This is a genomic window from Marinomonas communis, assembly GCF_004363305.1.
GTDB lineage: Bacteria > Pseudomonadota > Gammaproteobacteria > Pseudomonadales > Marinomonadaceae > Marinomonas > Marinomonas communis.
Genome location: NZ_SNZA01000002.1, coordinates 266317 through 282287 on the forward strand (window position 1 = coordinate 266317; position 15971 = coordinate 282287).

Annotated in this window: 16 protein-coding genes; 2 read left to right on the forward strand and 14 right to left on the reverse strand. The window is 49.0% G+C overall.

Annotated features, from left to right (window positions below; genetic code table 11):
- The first annotated feature begins 18 nt into the window (after positions 1-18).
- On the forward strand, positions 19-651 hold the full coding sequence (gene thiE, locus C8D85_RS07730) for a thiamine phosphate synthase (protein ID WP_133561328.1): 633 nt from the start codon (positions 19-21) through the stop codon (positions 649-651).
- Positions 652-667: 16 nt separating this feature from the next.
- On the opposite strand, the gene C8D85_RS07735 is transcribed toward thiE, so the two are convergent.
- The 3 genes from C8D85_RS07735 to ctlX all read right to left on the reverse strand — a co-directional run bounded on the left by C8D85_RS07735 (position 668) and on the right by ctlX (position 2891).
- Positions 668-1306: a tellurite resistance TerB family protein gene (locus tag C8D85_RS07735; protein WP_133561330.1), complete on the reverse strand. Its 639-nt coding sequence runs from the start codon at positions 1304-1306 to the stop codon at positions 668-670.
- 111 nt (positions 1307-1417) lie between these two features.
- Positions 1418-1927, reverse strand: coding sequence for a lipocalin family protein (locus tag C8D85_RS07740; RefSeq protein ID WP_133561332.1), 510 nt, complete (start codon positions 1925-1927; stop codon positions 1418-1420).
- Positions 1928-1994: 67 nt separating this feature from the next.
- Positions 1995-2891 carry a citrulline utilization hydrolase CtlX gene (gene ctlX, locus C8D85_RS07745; protein WP_133561334.1) on the reverse strand — a complete coding sequence of 299 codons (897 nt, stop codon included), beginning with the start codon at positions 2889-2891 and terminating at the stop codon, positions 1995-1997.
- A 148-nt stretch (positions 2892-3039) separates the two neighbouring features.
- Between ctlX and C8D85_RS07750 the strand changes: the two genes are divergently transcribed.
- A complete protein-coding gene (locus C8D85_RS07750; protein WP_133561336.1) occupies positions 3040-3471 on the forward strand; it encodes an Lrp/AsnC family transcriptional regulator in 432 nt (143 codons plus the stop codon).
- Positions 3472-3516: 45 nt separating this feature from the next.
- Here C8D85_RS07750 and C8D85_RS07755 read toward each other — a convergent pair whose 3' ends face one another.
- The 11 genes from C8D85_RS07755 to C8D85_RS07805 form a co-directional block, all read right to left on the reverse strand.
- Positions 3517-4467 carry a 2-hydroxyacid dehydrogenase gene (locus C8D85_RS07755; protein WP_133561338.1) on the reverse strand — a complete coding sequence of 317 codons (951 nt, stop codon included), beginning with the start codon at positions 4465-4467 and terminating at the stop codon, positions 3517-3519.
- A gap of 25 nt (positions 4468-4492) precedes the next feature.
- Entirely contained in the window at positions 4493-5434 is a 942-nt protein-coding gene (locus C8D85_RS07760; RefSeq protein ID WP_133561340.1) for an AEC family transporter, read from the reverse strand.
- Between the two features lie 92 nt (positions 5435-5526).
- Positions 5527-7113 carry an aldehyde dehydrogenase (NADP(+)) gene (locus C8D85_RS07765; RefSeq protein WP_133561342.1) on the reverse strand — a complete coding sequence of 529 codons (1587 nt, stop codon included), beginning with the start codon at positions 7111-7113 and terminating at the stop codon, positions 5527-5529.
- 62 nt (positions 7114-7175) lie between these two features.
- Entirely contained in the window at positions 7176-7934 is a 759-nt protein-coding gene (locus tag C8D85_RS07770) for a FadR/GntR family transcriptional regulator (protein ID WP_133561344.1), read from the reverse strand.
- Positions 7935-7979: 45 nt separating this feature from the next.
- Positions 7980-9305, reverse strand: coding sequence for an enolase C-terminal domain-like protein (locus tag C8D85_RS07775; RefSeq protein WP_133561346.1), 1326 nt, complete (start codon positions 9303-9305; stop codon positions 7980-7982).
- A 52-nt stretch (positions 9306-9357) separates the two neighbouring features.
- Positions 9358-10269 (reverse strand): 5-dehydro-4-deoxyglucarate dehydratase, encoded by a 912-nt coding sequence (locus C8D85_RS07780; RefSeq protein WP_133561348.1) that lies wholly within the window; start codon positions 10267-10269, stop codon positions 9358-9360.
- 118 nt (positions 10270-10387) lie between these two features.
- Positions 10388-11959, reverse strand: coding sequence for a galactarate dehydratase (gene garD, locus C8D85_RS07785; protein WP_133561350.1), 1572 nt, complete (start codon positions 11957-11959; stop codon positions 10388-10390).
- Positions 11956-13464 carry a tripartite tricarboxylate transporter permease gene (locus C8D85_RS07790; RefSeq protein ID WP_133561352.1) on the reverse strand — a complete coding sequence of 503 codons (1509 nt, stop codon included), beginning with the start codon at positions 13462-13464 and terminating at the stop codon, positions 11956-11958. The genes garD and C8D85_RS07790 overlap by 4 nt, the downstream gene beginning before the upstream one ends.
- Positions 13465-13481: 17 nt before the next feature.
- Entirely contained in the window at positions 13482-13916 is a 435-nt protein-coding gene (locus tag C8D85_RS07795; RefSeq protein ID WP_133561354.1) for a tripartite tricarboxylate transporter TctB family protein, read from the reverse strand.
- A 71-nt stretch (positions 13917-13987) separates the two neighbouring features.
- Positions 13988-15040 (reverse strand): type 2 periplasmic-binding domain-containing protein, encoded by a 1053-nt coding sequence (locus C8D85_RS07800; RefSeq protein ID WP_133561356.1) that lies wholly within the window; start codon positions 15038-15040, stop codon positions 13988-13990.
- Between the two features lie 505 nt (positions 15041-15545).
- A complete protein-coding gene (locus C8D85_RS07805) occupies positions 15546-15965 on the reverse strand; it encodes a hypothetical protein (RefSeq protein ID WP_133561358.1) in 420 nt (139 codons plus the stop codon).
- Positions 15966-15971: the final 6 nt, after the last annotated feature.

The window sequence follows — 15971 nt, forward strand, 5'->3', positions numbered from 1 at the left end:
GCTTTAGAAGGAAACACCATGTCACCCTACGAACTGTATCTCGTCACCGACGATAACCAAGACCTCGACACATTAGTACGCGTCGTCACTCAAGCGGTCGCCGGTGGGGTGACTATGGTGCAACTTCGAGAGAAGCATCACGATGTACGTGACTTTATTCGCCGTGCCCGCGCCATTCAGCCGATACTCAAAGCTGCCAACGTTCCGCTTATTATCAATGATCGCGTCGACGTTGCCCTAGCCGTGAATGCGGATGGCGTGCACCTCGGACAAAGCGATATGCCCGTGCATGACGCACGATATTTATTGGGACCAGAGAAAATTCTAGGGCTCTCAATCGAGAGCTGGCAACAATTGGAAGAAGCCAAACACCTGCCCATTAATTACATTGGCTTAAGCGCTATTTACCCCACACCGACCAAAACCAACACCCAATACCACTGGGGCCTAAATGGTCTAAAAGAAGCCTTAGCGGTCTACGATAAACCCATCGTCGCCATCGGTGGAATTCGACACGACAACCTAGCCGATATCGCCGCCACAGGCGTACATGGTATTGCACTGGTCTCCGCGATTAGCCATGCCGACAACGTCACTCAAGCAACCCGTAGTTTAAAGGCAGTGATTCAGAGTAGTCGCCTACCAGCCTAAGCAATGAAATCAGAGATTACTCACCGCTAGCGAGAACCAGGCGCTTCTGCATTTCTGTATCGAGTTTTAGCTGACGCGCCAGTTCATTTAAGTACATGGCTTCCATAGCGTTTTGTTCATCTACCACGAGCAATGACGCTAGGTAAATTTCGGATGCTAAGGCTGGGGTTGTCGCCAAGGCAGCGATCTCTGTTGGATCGAGAGGTTTATTGATTTCCCCTTCTAGGAAGGCTTGTTCATGAGCGCCGATATTGGCCTGAGCCAATGCTTCATGGATATGTGCCATTTCCGTTGCATCGATATGACCGTCAGCTTTGGCGGCGGCAATCATGGCTTTTAAGATGATGGTAGGATGCTGTTGATCCGTTTCGTGGAAAACTTCGGTTTGCTGTGGCTGGGCTTTCTCTTTTTGGTAGTCGTTGTAGACCTTATATGCCAAGGCTCCGACGGCTGCAGCACCACCAACTTTTAACAAGGTTGATCCTTTGCCTGATTTCAGTAAAGACGTTAGCAGGCTGCCACCCACTGCGCCCATGCCCATTTTTTTCAATGTATCACTGCCCCCCAAAGATGAGCTTGAGCTACCTACTTTCTGGGTGACTTGCTTTAATGCTGATGAGCTGAGCGCTTGATTAAGCAATTTACTTAGATTCATAGCCATAATCCTTAACTATTGGGTTATGGCTATATTTGAGCACTAAAATAACGCGATGTTCCGGCATTTGCGTTACTTTGCACAAACTTACACAGTCTATAAACGCTCTTTTCACTGCTCAACAAAGATCAATTCATCGGTATCAAATCCCTTTGCCCGTGCAGCTTGGATAAAGCGTTGCTTGTCAGCTTCAGAGACCGTTGGGGTGCGAGACAAGAACCACAAGTACGAGCGATCGGGTCCAGAAACAAAGGATTGTTGATAGTTTTCATCTAAATTGAACACAACGTAAGCCCCATAAAATGGTCCAAAAAAGCTCACTTTTAAATACCCTGTGTCGCTATCTTCAACAAAATAGGCTTTTCCTTCGGCCTGCTCCCATTTCCCTTCTTCTGCCGAATAGCCTCGATTAATCACGCGTACACCGCCATCTTTTCGTAAGCTGTATTCCGCCGTGACGTTAGACAAACCACGCTCAAAGCTGTGGTCCAAACGAGCGATTTCGTACCAAGTGCCTAAGTACTTCGACAACTCAAACTCTTGCACCGGCTCAATGCCTTTTGGTGCAGACGTACACCCTGTCAGCAACACCACCAATAAAACCCATACTGCACGAAACATAAACTGACCTCCTAATCGTCAGCCCTTATACGTTAGCAGCAGCGATTTGGCTTTATCGAATTCCCGTTTAACCATGCACTCCAGCAATCATGCAGCGTACGGAGCCGCCGGCCGCTTCAATAGTGCTAACCGATAACGGTAGTAAGGTGGCATGCTGTGAAATCGTTGCTCGTTGTTCAATCGTGAGTGCATCATAAGCCGTTTGCGAGAGTGACAACAGCGCGCCCTCTTTGCCTTGTAGCTCGATAGCATTGCCACAGAAATGCTGTATTTGCTCATGGGTTAATGCAATCACCGTTTGCTGACTGCGCTCGAAACGTTGGCACAACAACGCTCTCTGAGTAGCCTCTAGCATGTCTAAGCCGATCAGTACAAAGTGCGTCCCAACACACATCATGACGTTGGTGTGGTACACCGGAGTACCTTGCGCATCATAAGCGTCAAATATCACGGCTTCGTAGCCTAGAAAGTCACACACGTCTTTCAAAAGATCGTCATCAGTACGTTGTGAGCGAGCCATATACGCTAACTTATTCACATGATCAAAGACGATCGACCCCGTTCCCTCCAAGAAGCGTTGTTGGTCTGTAAAGTGACGCAAGTCTTTGGCGTGCTCAAGTCCATACTGCTGCCACAGTGTTTCCAGCACATCTTGTCGATATTCTCTGCGGCGGTTTTCCGCACGCATGGGATAGGTGATCAAGGTGCCGCTATGGTGAGTCGAAAACCAATTATTGGGAAAGACGGAGTCAGGCGTGTCGATACTTTTATCTTCAAAGAGGTGCACCGTAATGCCATGAGCTCGCAGCTTCTCGACGGCTTGGCTCACTTCAATATACGCCTGCTTAGACACATCCGTATGATGAACCGAACGCTGAAAGGCGTTGTCCTCTAAGGTGGCATCGTTGACACGAAAATGATGGGGGCGAACCATCACAACCTGCTTTGGTGCTTGAATACTCATCGAAGTCCCTCTTTTAAAAAGTGTAGGGACACTATGTTAGAAATCAGCCCCGCCAGTTAAAATGCCAATAATTTATGCAAATTGATTTATTATTTATCAATTTGACAACCTACGTTAGGCATTTTGATTAATACTAAAAGGCTCTTTGATGAAACCCTATATTTATGACTCGCTGGATAGCGCTCTAATTGCCGAACTGCGCAAAGATGGTCGCGCTTCCATTTCACAATTGGCCAGCCAGTTGAACGTGTCTCGAGCAACAGTACAAAACCGTCTAGACCGATTAACGCAAAGCGGCGCTATTTTGGGCTTTACCATTCGCGTTCATGAGGAGTTAGAACAAGACACCGTACGCGCCATCATGATGATCGAAGTCGCAGGGCGATCTACCTCGCAAGTGATTCAGAAATTACGCGGCATCCCTGAACTGATAAAACTGCACACCACCAACGGCGCATGGGATTTAGTGGCCGAGTTACAAACCACCAGTCTTGGAGAGTTTGATCGTGTTCTTAGACGAGTACGTGAAGTGGAAGGGATTTTAAACAGCGAAACCAGTATTTTACTGAGTAGTTTGTGAAGCAATCGTGGCGTAGAGCTTGTTAACCATACACCACGATAGAGATTACTGAATCGGCGTCAGCAGTGGTTTGTTGCCAAAGTGAGCGGCGAGGTTATCCAGCACCAGTTGTGCCATGGCGGCGCGGGTCTCAAAGGTACCGCTGGCGCAGTGGGGTTGGAGTACGACGTTGTCCATGCTTAGTAAGGCGTCGGGGACGTTTGGCTCATCCACGAACACATCTAGACCCGCGCCTTTGATAGCACCTTGCGCCAGTAATTCTACTAGAGCCGTTTCATCGACCACGGAGCCTCGGGAAACATTGACGAAGTAACTGTCTGGTCCTAGTGCAGTCAGCACTTCGCGGCTAATCAAACCTTGTGTTGCGGAACCTCCAGGGATAACGGGAGCCAGCACATCAACGTCTTTTGCCAACGTCATCAGGTCATCGTAATGTTTGTAAGATACGTCCGTTTTTTTCGCGCGACTGTAGTAACTGATGTTCATCCCGAATGCTTCAGCTCGGCTGGCGATGGCCTGACCAATGCGCCCCAACCCAACGATGCCGAGTGTCTTGCCTTTCAGGGAGGTGTTCAGTGGCATCATGCCTTGCTCTACCCAGTGACCTTGCTTGATCCAATCCACCGCGGGCAACATGCGTCTTAGGGTAGCCAACAATAGCATCATGGCCATGTCCGCCACGTCATCGGTTAACACATCCGGCGTATGGGTCACAGGGATCCCTCGTGCCTGACAATCCGAGACACATAGCGTATCGAAGCCAACACTGGCACAACCTACGATTTCAAGATTTGGCAAACGGTCAAGCAGCGACTTTTCAAAGCCGCCACCGTGTGTGGTCACCACAGCACGGATCTGCTCTCCAACGCTATCGATCATATGCGCCTTCTCCACATCAGACGCTAAATCGTAGCGATGCACGCGATAGGTCTGTTCTAACACCGCCATTTGATCAGGGCGAATCGGCCATACCACCAATACATCAATGTCTTTCATCGTTCTCTCCTTTTATTAGGTTTTTCTAGGACAACCACGCCAACAGCGGTGGTGCTATCGCAACGATTACGAGGGAGCCAAGTAACGTCGATGTGGCAATGGCGTTCGCGGTTTGCTTGCCATCACTGCCATGGGCAACAGAGACCACGTAGGCTGACGCCGCCACAGGTGCGCCAAAGAATAAAAATAGGTAAAGCTGTTCGTGCTCGGAAAAACCCAATAACGCGGCCCCACAGGTCAGAATAATCGGGCTTATCAGTACTTTGATAGCGATCGCAACGCCAACGGTTTTGGAAAGCACAAATCTACTCGTGGCTAGGGACCCACCGATGCAGAGCAAGGCTAAGGGTAAGGTCACACCACCCAAATATTTGCCTGCGGTCACCACTTGGCTTGGAATGGGTAAGCCAACAAAATTCACCACAATACCCGCCACGACACCGACGATCATAGGGTTGCGTACGATGGTGCCTAGCAACTGCTTGATGCTGACATCGTGATTGGTTTGATAACGGGATAAAGCGATTTCTGCCAGGATGTTGAACAAAACCGAGGTGATACTGGCCAGCACACCACCGATCACCACGCCCTCTTCCCCAAACATGTTGACAACCAATGCCAGACTAAAGACACCCGTGTTGCCACGAAAGGCGATTTGAATAAAGACGCCTCGCTCAGAGTCCGGCATCTTCAAACGCCCAGAAAGCCACCACGCAAACCCAAACGTCAGCAATATACCCAGTGCAAAGTACACTGGCATCTGCCAAGACATTAAGCTGCCTGGATTTGCCCCCAACATGCTGAAAAACAATAAGGTTGGCATACCCACCGCAAACACAAAACGTGAGCCAGACGAAATAAAGCTGTCATCGATCACGTGTCGAGCACGCAAAAATGCCCCCACGACAATCAATAGCAGTACTGGGGCGGATACATCCAAGATTGCCGCAAAAGCAGACGCTTCCATACTCCACTCCTAAAAATGGGCTAAGGCCTTGAATAAAAAAGGGGCACCTCTAGGTGCCCCAATAGCGAGGTTTGGAGTCAAGCCATTCAGGCTTACTTCATTTTGCCGTCTAGTAACTGAGGCACATTCAAAGGGTTAGCATCTTGAATCGCCGCAGGTTGCAACGCCACAGGAAGGTCTTGGTAACAGACAGGGCGTACGAAGCGGTCAATCGCCGCGCTGCCCACCGATGTGGTACGAGAGTCAGACGTTGCTGGGAATGGGCCACCATGAACCATGGCATGACACACTTCCACACCCGTTGGGAAAGCGTTACACAGAATACGACCAGCTTTGCGCTCAAGGGTTGGTAGCAGAGCACGAACCGCTTCCACATCGTCGTCAGTCATTTGAATGGTCGCTGTTAACTGACCTTCCAAGTGTTCTGCCACCGCTTTGTACTCATCTAAGTTGGCACACTGGATCACCAATGACGTCGAACCGAAGACTTCGTCTTCCATGGAAGGATCCGCTAGGAACGCTTGTGCTGAAGTTTTGAAAACATGTGGCTGACACTGGTTTGGCGCATCGCTTTCATGACCTTTGCCAACGAGTTCAACGCTGGTATTGTCCGCAAGCTTCGCTACGCCTTCGCAGTAGGCTTGGTAGATGCCCGGCGTCAGCATGGTTTGCGTGCCTTGGTTTTGGATTTCCGACATCACGGTATTCACGAAGGTATCGCTACCTGCGCCGTTTAATGTCACCACAAGACCAGGGTTAGTACAGAACTGACCTGCACCCATCATCAAAGAGCCCACAAAGCCTTTAGCAACCGCTTCGGCTTGTGTCTCAAGCTTATTAGGCATCAAGAACACTGGGTTGATCGAGCTCATTTCAGCGTACACAGGGATCGGCTCTTTACGAGCTGCCGCGATGTTCATCAACGCCACGCCACCAGAACGAGAACCCGTGAAACCAACCGCTTTGATATGTGGGTGCTCAACCAAGGCAGAGCCCACTTCACGGCCAGAGCCATACATCAATGAGAATACGCCAGCTGGCATGCCGGTTTTCTTCGCTGCCGCCGTGATCGCACGGCCCACGAGTTCTGCTGTACCAGGGTGTGCTGAGTGCGCTTTCACAATCACTGGACAACCCGCCGCTAGAGCAGAAGCCGTATCACCGCCCGCAACCGAAAACGCTAATGGGAAGTTAGAGGCACCAAATACCGCAACAGGACCTAACGGAATGTACTGTAGACGTAAATCGTTACGTGGCAGAGGAGTACGCTCAGGCATCGCTGGATCAATGCGCACGTCTAGGTATTTACCAGCACGTACTACGCCTGCGAATAAACGCAATTGGCCCATGGTACGGCCACGCTCACCTTCGATACGCGCTTGTGGTAGGCCAGACTCGGCCATCGCACGCTGTACTAAGGTATCGCCTAGGGCAAGGATTTCATCAGCAATGGTTTCTAGAAAAGTAGCGCGCGCTTCCGGTGTGGTAGCACGGTAAGTGTCGAACGCTTGCCAAGCGGCTTGAGCGGCTTGGTTAACTTGCTCTTTGGTACCGCCTAGGTAAGCCGGTTCCATGGTTTCGTTGGTTGCAGGGTTGACTGCGTGGATCGCGTTAAGAGAGCCTTTTGTTTCCTGACCAGCGATCAGTAATGTGCCTTGAAGAAGTTGAGAAGCTTCCATTTGTATCCCCTTTTTGAGCTCTTAAGCCCAGCGTCGCTAGGCTTAATTGGTTCATCGAGAGGTTAATCAAACGAGTTCGATTCGTTATAGCGCTCGTAGCGAAGGTAAGCACGACTCAAGTGTTGATGCATGGCTTCTTTGGCAGCATCCGCGTCTTTGGCTCGGATACTGGTCAGGATCGCCTCATGCTCTGCACGCACTCGATTCAAATACTCTTCACTGGCTACATGATCCAAGTTTGAGTTAACCAAGTTCGCTCGCGGGATAACGTTCTTATTAAACTGTTCGTAGAACTGTTTAAAAAATGGATTGTGGGTCGCTTGGCAGATCGCTAAATGGAATTCATAGTCTTCTTTACGGGCCAATTCGCCACGCGCAAGTGCGGCATCGAATTCGCTAAAGTGACGTTCCATTTTTGCCAAGTCGGCTTCGGTACGACGCTCGGCCGCCAATGCACAGGCGGCACTTTCGACACTCATACGTATTTCAAGAATATGCAAAATGTCTTTGATCGCCGTTGGGTCAACGTTGTAAGCAAACACGGTTTCGCTCGACATAGAACGTGTTACCGTGGTGCCCACCCCGCGACGGGTTTCCACTAATCCTAACGACTTGAGTTGTGTAATGGCTTCTCGAATAACCGTTCGGCTCACCCCAAAAAGGTCACACAGCGCACTTTCCGTTGGGAGTTTATTCCCCACTTGAATACGCCCAGAGGTAATCTCTGCTTCCAGCTGTTTCGCCACCGTAGTAGCAAGGCTGTCACCTTTACTTAATCGTTGAACTCGGAGTGTACTACTTAAATTATCAATATTGCCCATGGAACTCATGCCGTTATTTTTTATAGAACATTATCCTAGAGCGCATTATCTAACAAGCGTTGGTTTCTTAGGATTGAATGTCCAACCAGGAATTAAGAATTGCATGGCCATGCTGTCATCACGCTGACCGAGGGTCAGGGATTTGTATAGCTCGTGCGCTTCCATCAGTTTTTCGCGATCCAATTCGATGCCCAAACCAGGGGTCGTTGGAACCGCGATTTTACCACCCTTAATCTTAAATGGGTCTTTTGTGATGCGTTGACCGTCTTGCCAGATCCAATGGGTATCAATGGCAGTAATCTCACCCGGACAAGCCGCCGCAACGTGCGTCATCATCGCTAGGGAAATATCGAAGTGGTTGTTAGAGTGAGAACCCCACGTCATGCCCCATTCGTTACATAGCTCACCGACGGCTACCGCACCTTGCATGGTCCAGAAGTGACAATCCGCCAATGGGATATCCACAGAATCCAAGCGCACCGCGTTGCGGAATTGCTGCCAGTCCGTCGCGATCATATTGGTCGCTGTTTTCAGGCCAGTACGGCGTTTGAATTCCGACATGGTTTCACGACCTGACCAAGCACCTTCTTGACCACATGGGTCCTCGGCGTAACTTAGGATGTCTTTGATCGGCGTTAGGTATTCCACGGCTTGATCCAATGTCCAAGCGCCATTCGGGTCAAGCGTTAAACGCGCATCAGGGAAGACTTCGTGCAAAGCACGGATACAATCTGCTTCTTGATGGCCGTCTAGTACGCCGCCTTTTAGTTTGAAGTCTTTAAAGCCGTAACGCTCGTAAGCACCTTTTGCTAAGTTGGCAATCGCTTCTGGGGTCAGGGCTTCTTCACCACGCACACGATCCCATGCGTCGATTGGGTTGTCATAGCTTGGGTAAGGTAGATCGGTTTTCTTACGATCCCCTAGGAAGAATAAGTAGCCCAAAGCTTCCACTTCATCACGCTGACGACCGTATTGACCTAGTAGCTCGACCACTGGCAAGCCCATGTTTTTGCCCGCAAGGTCCAACAACGCCGACTCGATACCGGTAATCACGTGTACCGCAGTACGTAGGTCAAACGTTTGGTTGCCACGTACGTCATCTTCTTGACCAGAAATGGCGCTGCGTACAGACGAAATAATCGACTTCCACTTGCCAACGCTCTGACCTTCGATCAATTCCTTGCAGCGCTCCAGCGTTGAGATGATGCTGTCGGTCGCTGGGATTTCCCCTAAACCAAGGTTGCCATCGTTGTCTTCAAGTACAACGACCGTACGGATAAACCAAGGCGCATGACCGCCACTTAGGTTCAGTAGGAAGCTGTCGTAGCCTGCAACCGGTACGACTTCCATTTTCTTGATGGTGGTAAACATATTTCTCTCCACTCAATGAGCAAACGGGAGAGCATGCTCTCCCGTGATTCGCTTATTTGTTCTGATCAATGATCGCTTTAAGAGCTGCTAGGTCTGCATCATTTGGCATCGTTAGCGGTGGACGTACGTCACCCGCAGGCATACCTTGCAATGCAACACCCGCTTTGATCAAGCTCACAGCGTAACCTTTTTTCGTGTCACGTAGGCGGCAGAATGGGATAAAGAAGTTTTGGATAATGCGTGTCACGGTTGCTTTGTCACCCGCACGCAACGCTTTGTAGAAGCTCATCGCCATTTCAGGCATGAAGTTGTACGCAGCAGAAGAGTATGTGTTCACACCGATAGACAGGTAAGCTTCCGCGAAGATTTCCGCCGTTGGTACACCACCGATGTACACCAGACGATCACCTACTGTTTTGATGGTGTCGTTCAATGCCGCGATGTTACCCACGCCATCTTTTAGACCAACCATGTTCGGGTTGCGTGCTGCCAACTCTTTCACAGACTCAGCACTTAGGATGCCGTTACCACGGTTGTAGTAAACAAACTGAATGTCTGCGCTTTGCATCACGGCGGTCGCGTACTCAACGATACCGTCTTCAGGACATTCGGTTAGGAAAGGAGGCATCAGCAAGATACCGTCACAGCCAGCTTCTGCGGCAATGTTCGAGAACTTAGACGCGTCTTTTACGCTGCGGCCTGCTGCGGCAATCACTGGTACGCGACCTTTTACAGTTGCCACAGACACTTCAACGATTTCACGGAAATCTTCTTCGTCTAGAGAGAAAAACTCTCCGGTACCACCTGCGATAAAGATCGATGAAACGCCGTGCTCGATGAACGCTTCCAAGCGGCCTTTGTAAGTCTCCGCGTTGAATTTACCGTTCGCGTCGAAGTCCGTTACAGGGAAAGATAAAAGACCATCACTTAGTGCTTCACGAATTTGTTCTACAGAAAAAGCCATGCTGTTTTCCTCTCTTGTTGTTATTTGATTAGAGCCTATCGGCTTACTAGTATGATGTTATTTGTAATACATCATACAACTATACAATTAAATAGCAATGCTATTTACCAATTTAAAATCAGGTCACTGGCGCAGGGTTAAACAGCACCAAATCGTTGTGCAGGCCAAGGCGGTCCGCAGCCACTTGTTTGCGGCCAGAAGCCACGTCCAGAATCAGGTGGAAAAGCTCCCACCCCGCTTCTTCTAAGGTAATTTCTTTGCTCGCAATGCGTCCTGCATCCATATCAATCAGATCGTGCCAACGCTTACCTAACGTGGAGTTGGTGGACACTTTGATCACTGGCGCGACTTCTAAGCCATATGGCGTGCCACGGCCGGTGGTGAAGACTTGGATGTTCATGCCTGAGGCAAACTGCAAGGTGCCACAGATAAAGTCACTGGCTGGCGTCGCGGCGAAGTTCAAACCACGCTTACGAATACGTTCACCAGGGCTTAATACATCGACAATCGGGCTGTTACCGGATTTGGTAATCGAGCCTAATGACTTCTCAACGATGTTGTTCAAACCGCCCTTTTTGTTGCCAGGCGTGGTGTTAGCACTGCGATCCGCTTTGCCTTGGCTTAAGTAATCATCAAACCACTGCATTTCTCGCAACAATGCTTGACCGACTTCCACCGTGTCGGCACGAGGCGTTAACAGATGGATGCCATCACGCACTTCAGATACTTCGGAGAACATCACCGAACCACCAGCACGTACGATCAAATCCGACGCGTAACCCACAGCTGGGTTCGCAGTCACACCAGAAAACGCATCACTGCCGCCACATTGCATACCGACCACCAGTTCTGAGATCGGACATGGCTCACGGCGACGTTTATTCAAACGCTCAAGGTGGGCTTCGGCCATCTCCATGATGTGATCAACCATATCTTGGAAACCGTGGTGGTTTTCGTCTTGCAGACTGACCACGTGATCTTCTAGGGTTTTCGCAGCCTCAGAATTAGGTAACAGATTGACGGCTTGCTCTTCATCGATTTCCAGCAAACGTGATGGCGATAGCTTTTCACAGCCCAACCCGACGACCATAATTTCGCCGCCAAAATTCGGGTTCTTCGCCATATTCTGCAAAGTTCGAATCGGCACAATCGCCGCAGGCGCAGTGATCGCCACACCGCAACCATAGGTATGATTAAGAGCCACCACGCCATCCACGTTAGGATATTTGGGCAGTAAGGTTTTCTTAATCAGCTTCACCACGTAATCGGTAATGCCCGCCACACACTGCACACTGGTGCTGATACCCAGTAGGTTTTTCGTACCCGCTGAGCCGTCTGGGTTCTTGTAGCCATCGAAAGTGTAACCTTCTAATGGTTCAAAGTTTGGCTTCTCACGAGTCGCTAATTGCAGCTCGTCTAACTTTGGTGGCGTCGGCATATCAACCACTTTCTCAGAAACCCAAGAACCTTGTTTGATCTCATGCTTGGCGTAGCCCACTACTTCGTTGTAACGACGCACTTGCCCGCCCGTCTCGATGTCCACCAAGGCGACTTTATGGCCTTGTGGCACATCTTCGATCAAGGTAATACCACCTGGTAGCTCCGCGCCTTTTGGTGCACCCCCTTGATTCAGGATGATGGCAACGTTATCGCTGTCGTGAATTTTAATCAGGACATAAGAGGAACTCATGATGCGCTCTCCTGCTGGGCTTGCTTCTTACTTTTCTTATGAATCATCACGGACAACACAATGGATAGGATGATCAGTCCCCACAGCACCATCGCAATTGGGCTCTTAGTGACCAGGATCGAGTACTCACCATAGGACTCAAGACTCTTAACAAAGTACACTTCTGCGGCACTGCCCAAGATAAAGCCGATCACCAATGGCGCAATTTCGATACCGATCTTTGTGAAGATCCAACCCGCTACACCAAAGATCAAAAGGGTCCATACATCAAACATGATGCCGTAGTTGATGGCATAAGCCCCCACCGCACACATCATCACGATGATTGGGTACAGCACGAATTTCGGGATCAATACCACTTTTGCGATGTAACGAATGGCATAGAACATCACTATGAACATGATGATGTTGGCAAACATCAGACCCGTGATCATGGAGTACCACGTATCGATGTTCTCACCAATAAACAGTGGGCCAACTTGTAAGCCCTGCAAGGTGAAGGCGCCGATCAATACCGCCGTGGTACTGTCACCAGGGATACCTAGGGACAATAGAGGAATCAAAGCACCACCGGTCAAACCATTGTTTGCAGACTCAGATGCAACCAAGCCTTCTGGCTCACCTTTGCCAAGTTTTTCAGGCTGTTTAGATAAGTTCTTTTGTTGCGTATACGCCAAGATCGACGCCGCGCTACCACCGATACCCGGTAGCATACCGATAAACGTACCGATCGAAGATGAACGCAATAAGTTGCCGAATTGACCTTTAAAGATAGAGAAACTAAACGGCTTACCTTTTGATAGGTTCACCTTGTTCTCATGGGAGGTTTCTGTAACGCCCTTTTCCGCTTCTTCAATAATGGTCGAAATACCAAACAAGCCGATCAACACAGGCAGTAGAGAGAAGCCGTAAGCTAAGTAATCTTCCATAAATGGCATCATCAAGCGGTACTCACCGTTACCACCGTTCGATACATCGTAAGTGCCGATCAAGCTTAGCAACACACCAATCAGACCACTGAAGACCCCCATCAAGATGTTTTTCGACAAAGATGCGATCACAGACATGGCAAAGAAGATCATCAAAAACTTCTCAACATACGAGAACTTAATCGCAAAATCCGCCAAGACCGGCGCAAAAAAGAACAAGATCACAGCACTAAAAAAGCCACCGAACAACGATGCTACGATACATGTTTTCAAGGCACGCTCTGCTTCACCGCGCTGTGCCATTGGGTAGCCATCAAAGGTAGTGGTGATCGAAGACGGTGTTCCTGGGATGTTCAATAACACCGCTGGCACCAAGCCACCTGAAATACCACCCACGTATAAACCGAGCAAAAGTGCCAAGCCTTCTTGCAAACCCAACGTGTAGGTCAAAGGCAAACACACCGCAACCGCCATGGTCGCTGTCATGCCTGGAATCGCACCAAAGATAATACCGATGATCGACCCAGCCGCCGCTAGCAAGAAGAAAGCTGGCGAAAGTAATTCTAAAAATTCCATCGTGTCACTCCACTAGCCTAAGGCATCGATACAAGGAAGAAGTGATAGAGCACTACCCAAACAAAGGTCGGGGCAAGCAACGCATTGGCCACAATAATGGTGACGTTACGGCGCGTCTTTTCATGGCAATACAACATCGACATAAGGAAGACAAAAGGAATAGACGCCAATAAGAAACCAAGTCCCATATTCGGCAAAACGGAGCCGATAAAATCCATCATCCAGAAATAACCTGGAATCAAAGCCAAGGTTGCGATTAAGCGGAAGAAGTCCGCATTTTTAACAAAAAACTGATAGCGTCCTGAGCGTATGGCACGCAATACAGGGCGAGCATTCGTCACCACGATCACCAGGCCAAGCACCGCAATCAATGTCAAAATGATGCGCGGGAAGAATAGGTGTGACTGATCAAAGTCGATGACAACGGTATTCAGTGAGGAAAACCAAGACATAACAATCCTCTCGAGGAAATCATATGCCACCGCAGGACAGACAGCGCCTGCGGGGCATGACTATCTGGATACTACTTGTGTAGGTTCTCGATAATTTTCGCGTAGCTATCACGCTTCGCTTGGAAGTGCTTTTGTGCCTCAGCAGAGGTACGGAAGTTTGGAATGAAGAATGACTTCTTCAATGTCTCTTGTACTTTGCCATCCGCAAAGACATCAGCCAAAGCCTTGTCTAGGAATGCAACCACTTCTGGAGACATGCGTTTGTTGTACAGGAAGAAAAACTCTTTATCGAACGTGAAATCGTTTTCTGCATCCATTGGCACTTTAACGCCTAAGCCAGATGCGTATTGCAGCAACTCATCACGCGATGTTTGACCCATACCTTCAGGATTTGCACCTTGTAGGGTGGAAGACTTCGCTGTCAGCCAAACAAAGTTCATCGCTTTTTGATCATCCGCAGGCAAACGTGTGTATTGCTCATTCGCCTGCACACTACCGTTGATCACGTCAGCAAGACCATCAAACATCGCTTGGTTTTTGTCAGACTGAGAACCTGTGTTAAGTGCTACAAGGTTGTCTTCTTGGCCTGGGTAAGCAAGACGTACCGCGTTCTTCATCGCTGTGTAACCGATTTCCGATACACCACCTGGTTGGATCGCCACACGAATGGTTTGACCGTTGCCGGCTGCATTCAGGATCTCATCCATGTTTTTGTATGGAGAATTCTTTGGTACGAGGTAACCGTTACCTGGGTTGGTCGCAAAAGAAGGGCCGATTTGCCATTGTTTGAATGGGTCTTCGTAGCCTTTTTGCTTGTATAGGTGACCAAGGTAGGCTTGATCATGGAAAATCATCAATGTATTACCGCTTGGTACGCGTGCTAGAGCTTGGTAGCCCGCAGAGAAGCCTACAGCATCCACTTTGATGTTTGCGTCGATCTTATCCGCCAATGCTTCAGCAATGATAGAAGACGCTTGATAGGTGTCACCACCTGTAGATTTTGAGCCGATCACGATGCGGATGTTACCGCGAATTGGGTTGTCCGCAGCAAAGGCAATCGCAGGTGCCGCAGCCACCGAACCAGCAAGCAAGGCAACTTTAGCGGTAGTCATCAGAGTTTTCATAGTTATAGTCCTGTCCCGTAGTTGTTTTTGTATTAAAGACGAGAAATCCGTTCCTGACTTCCATACTGTCGTTCACTTTATGAGAAGCAGTTGGAATGATCTAGAGAACGTAATAAATCATACATCATACAAATGACCTTGCAAGCACCCAAACAACAAAAAGTCATACAACTTAATTAGGGGGTAATTTGGCGTAAATTTTGCGCGGAACGGTCGCGAATAGGTGGGTAAAATAGGGATAACTTGAAAAACTTCAGTAATAACAACTAATAATATGGCATCAGAATGTGGTTAATTAGTACGCACTTCGCATGAGTATTTTGCAGTCATCCATGCATTTCGCGCTAAAAATATCACTCTGATAAAGAGAAGAAGTGAATTAAGACTCACAAAAAACGGAGTAATTGACCAAGATAAACCGATTTATCGGCGGCTAGCCGTGCTCAAATCTCACCGTTTTAGTAAACATCAGGCACTCTTCAAGCAGGGCTAGCAAATAAGCGTCTTAGGTCGCGCAATCTAGTAATGAATGCGGTGCCGCCTTGGCACGAGGGATGGCCAGAATGTCATAAGCGTAGACTTTCGTCAGCGTCAGAAACTCTTGCTTAATTTGGGTTAGCGAGCGCGCCACAATGCCAACAATAGGATTACTGGGAGCAAAGCTACACTGAAATTTACGCAGCGCCAGACTCAAAGAAGCGTACGTATCGATGGCTTGCTCAAACTGTTCCAGTCGGCACTGGGTCTCAGCTAGGTTCAAATCGCTGACCACCAGCGCATTGATGGCGGCTTCGGTGTCGTACCAACAGTCAATCATCTCCAAAGCAATATCAGACGCTTCCTGATAATAGTCAGCAGCCTTGGCATTTTCACCACATTGAAACGCTTGATTACCAGCAACAATGACACGCTTCCAATCTTCCATGGAAAA

Coding starts and splice junctions, on each gene's coding strand:
- thiE (WP_133561328.1), top strand. CDS start 19: ATGTCACCCTACGAACTGTATCTCGTCACCGACGATAACCAAGACCTC.
- C8D85_RS07735 (WP_133561330.1), bottom strand. CDS start 1,306: ATGAATCTAAGTAAATTGCTTAATCAAGCGCTCAGCTCATCAGCATTA.
- C8D85_RS07740 (WP_133561332.1), bottom strand. CDS start 1,927: ATGTTTCGTGCAGTATGGGTTTTATTGGTGGTGTTGCTGACAGGGTGT.
- ctlX (WP_133561334.1), bottom strand. CDS start 2,891: ATGAGTATTCAAGCACCAAAGCAGGTTGTGATGGTTCGCCCCCATCAT.
- C8D85_RS07750 (WP_133561336.1), top strand. CDS start 3,040: ATGAAACCCTATATTTATGACTCGCTGGATAGCGCTCTAATTGCCGAA.
- C8D85_RS07755 (WP_133561338.1), bottom strand. CDS start 4,467: ATGAAAGACATTGATGTATTGGTGGTATGGCCGATTCGCCCTGATCAA.
- C8D85_RS07760 (WP_133561340.1), bottom strand. CDS start 5,434: ATGGAAGCGTCTGCTTTTGCGGCAATCTTGGATGTATCCGCCCCAGTA.
- C8D85_RS07765 (WP_133561342.1), bottom strand. CDS start 7,113: ATGGAAGCTTCTCAACTTCTTCAAGGCACATTACTGATCGCTGGTCAG.
- C8D85_RS07770 (WP_133561344.1), bottom strand. CDS start 7,934: ATGGGCAATATTGATAATTTAAGTAGTACACTCCGAGTTCAACGATTA.
- C8D85_RS07775 (WP_133561346.1), bottom strand. CDS start 9,305: ATGTTTACCACCATCAAGAAAATGGAAGTCGTACCGGTTGCAGGCTAC.
- C8D85_RS07780 (WP_133561348.1), bottom strand. CDS start 10,269: ATGGCTTTTTCTGTAGAACAAATTCGTGAAGCACTAAGTGATGGTCTT.
- garD (WP_133561350.1), bottom strand. CDS start 11,959: ATGAGTTCCTCTTATGTCCTGATTAAAATTCACGACAGCGATAACGTT.
- C8D85_RS07790 (WP_133561352.1), bottom strand. CDS start 13,464: ATGGAATTTTTAGAATTACTTTCGCCAGCTTTCTTCTTGCTAGCGGCG.
- C8D85_RS07795 (WP_133561354.1), bottom strand. CDS start 13,916: ATGTCTTGGTTTTCCTCACTGAATACCGTTGTCATCGACTTTGATCAG.
- C8D85_RS07800 (WP_133561356.1), bottom strand. CDS start 15,040: ATGAAAACTCTGATGACTACCGCTAAAGTTGCCTTGCTTGCTGGTTCG.
- C8D85_RS07805 (WP_133561358.1), bottom strand. CDS start 15,965: ATGGAAGATTGGAAGCGTGTCATTGTTGCTGGTAATCAAGCGTTTCAA.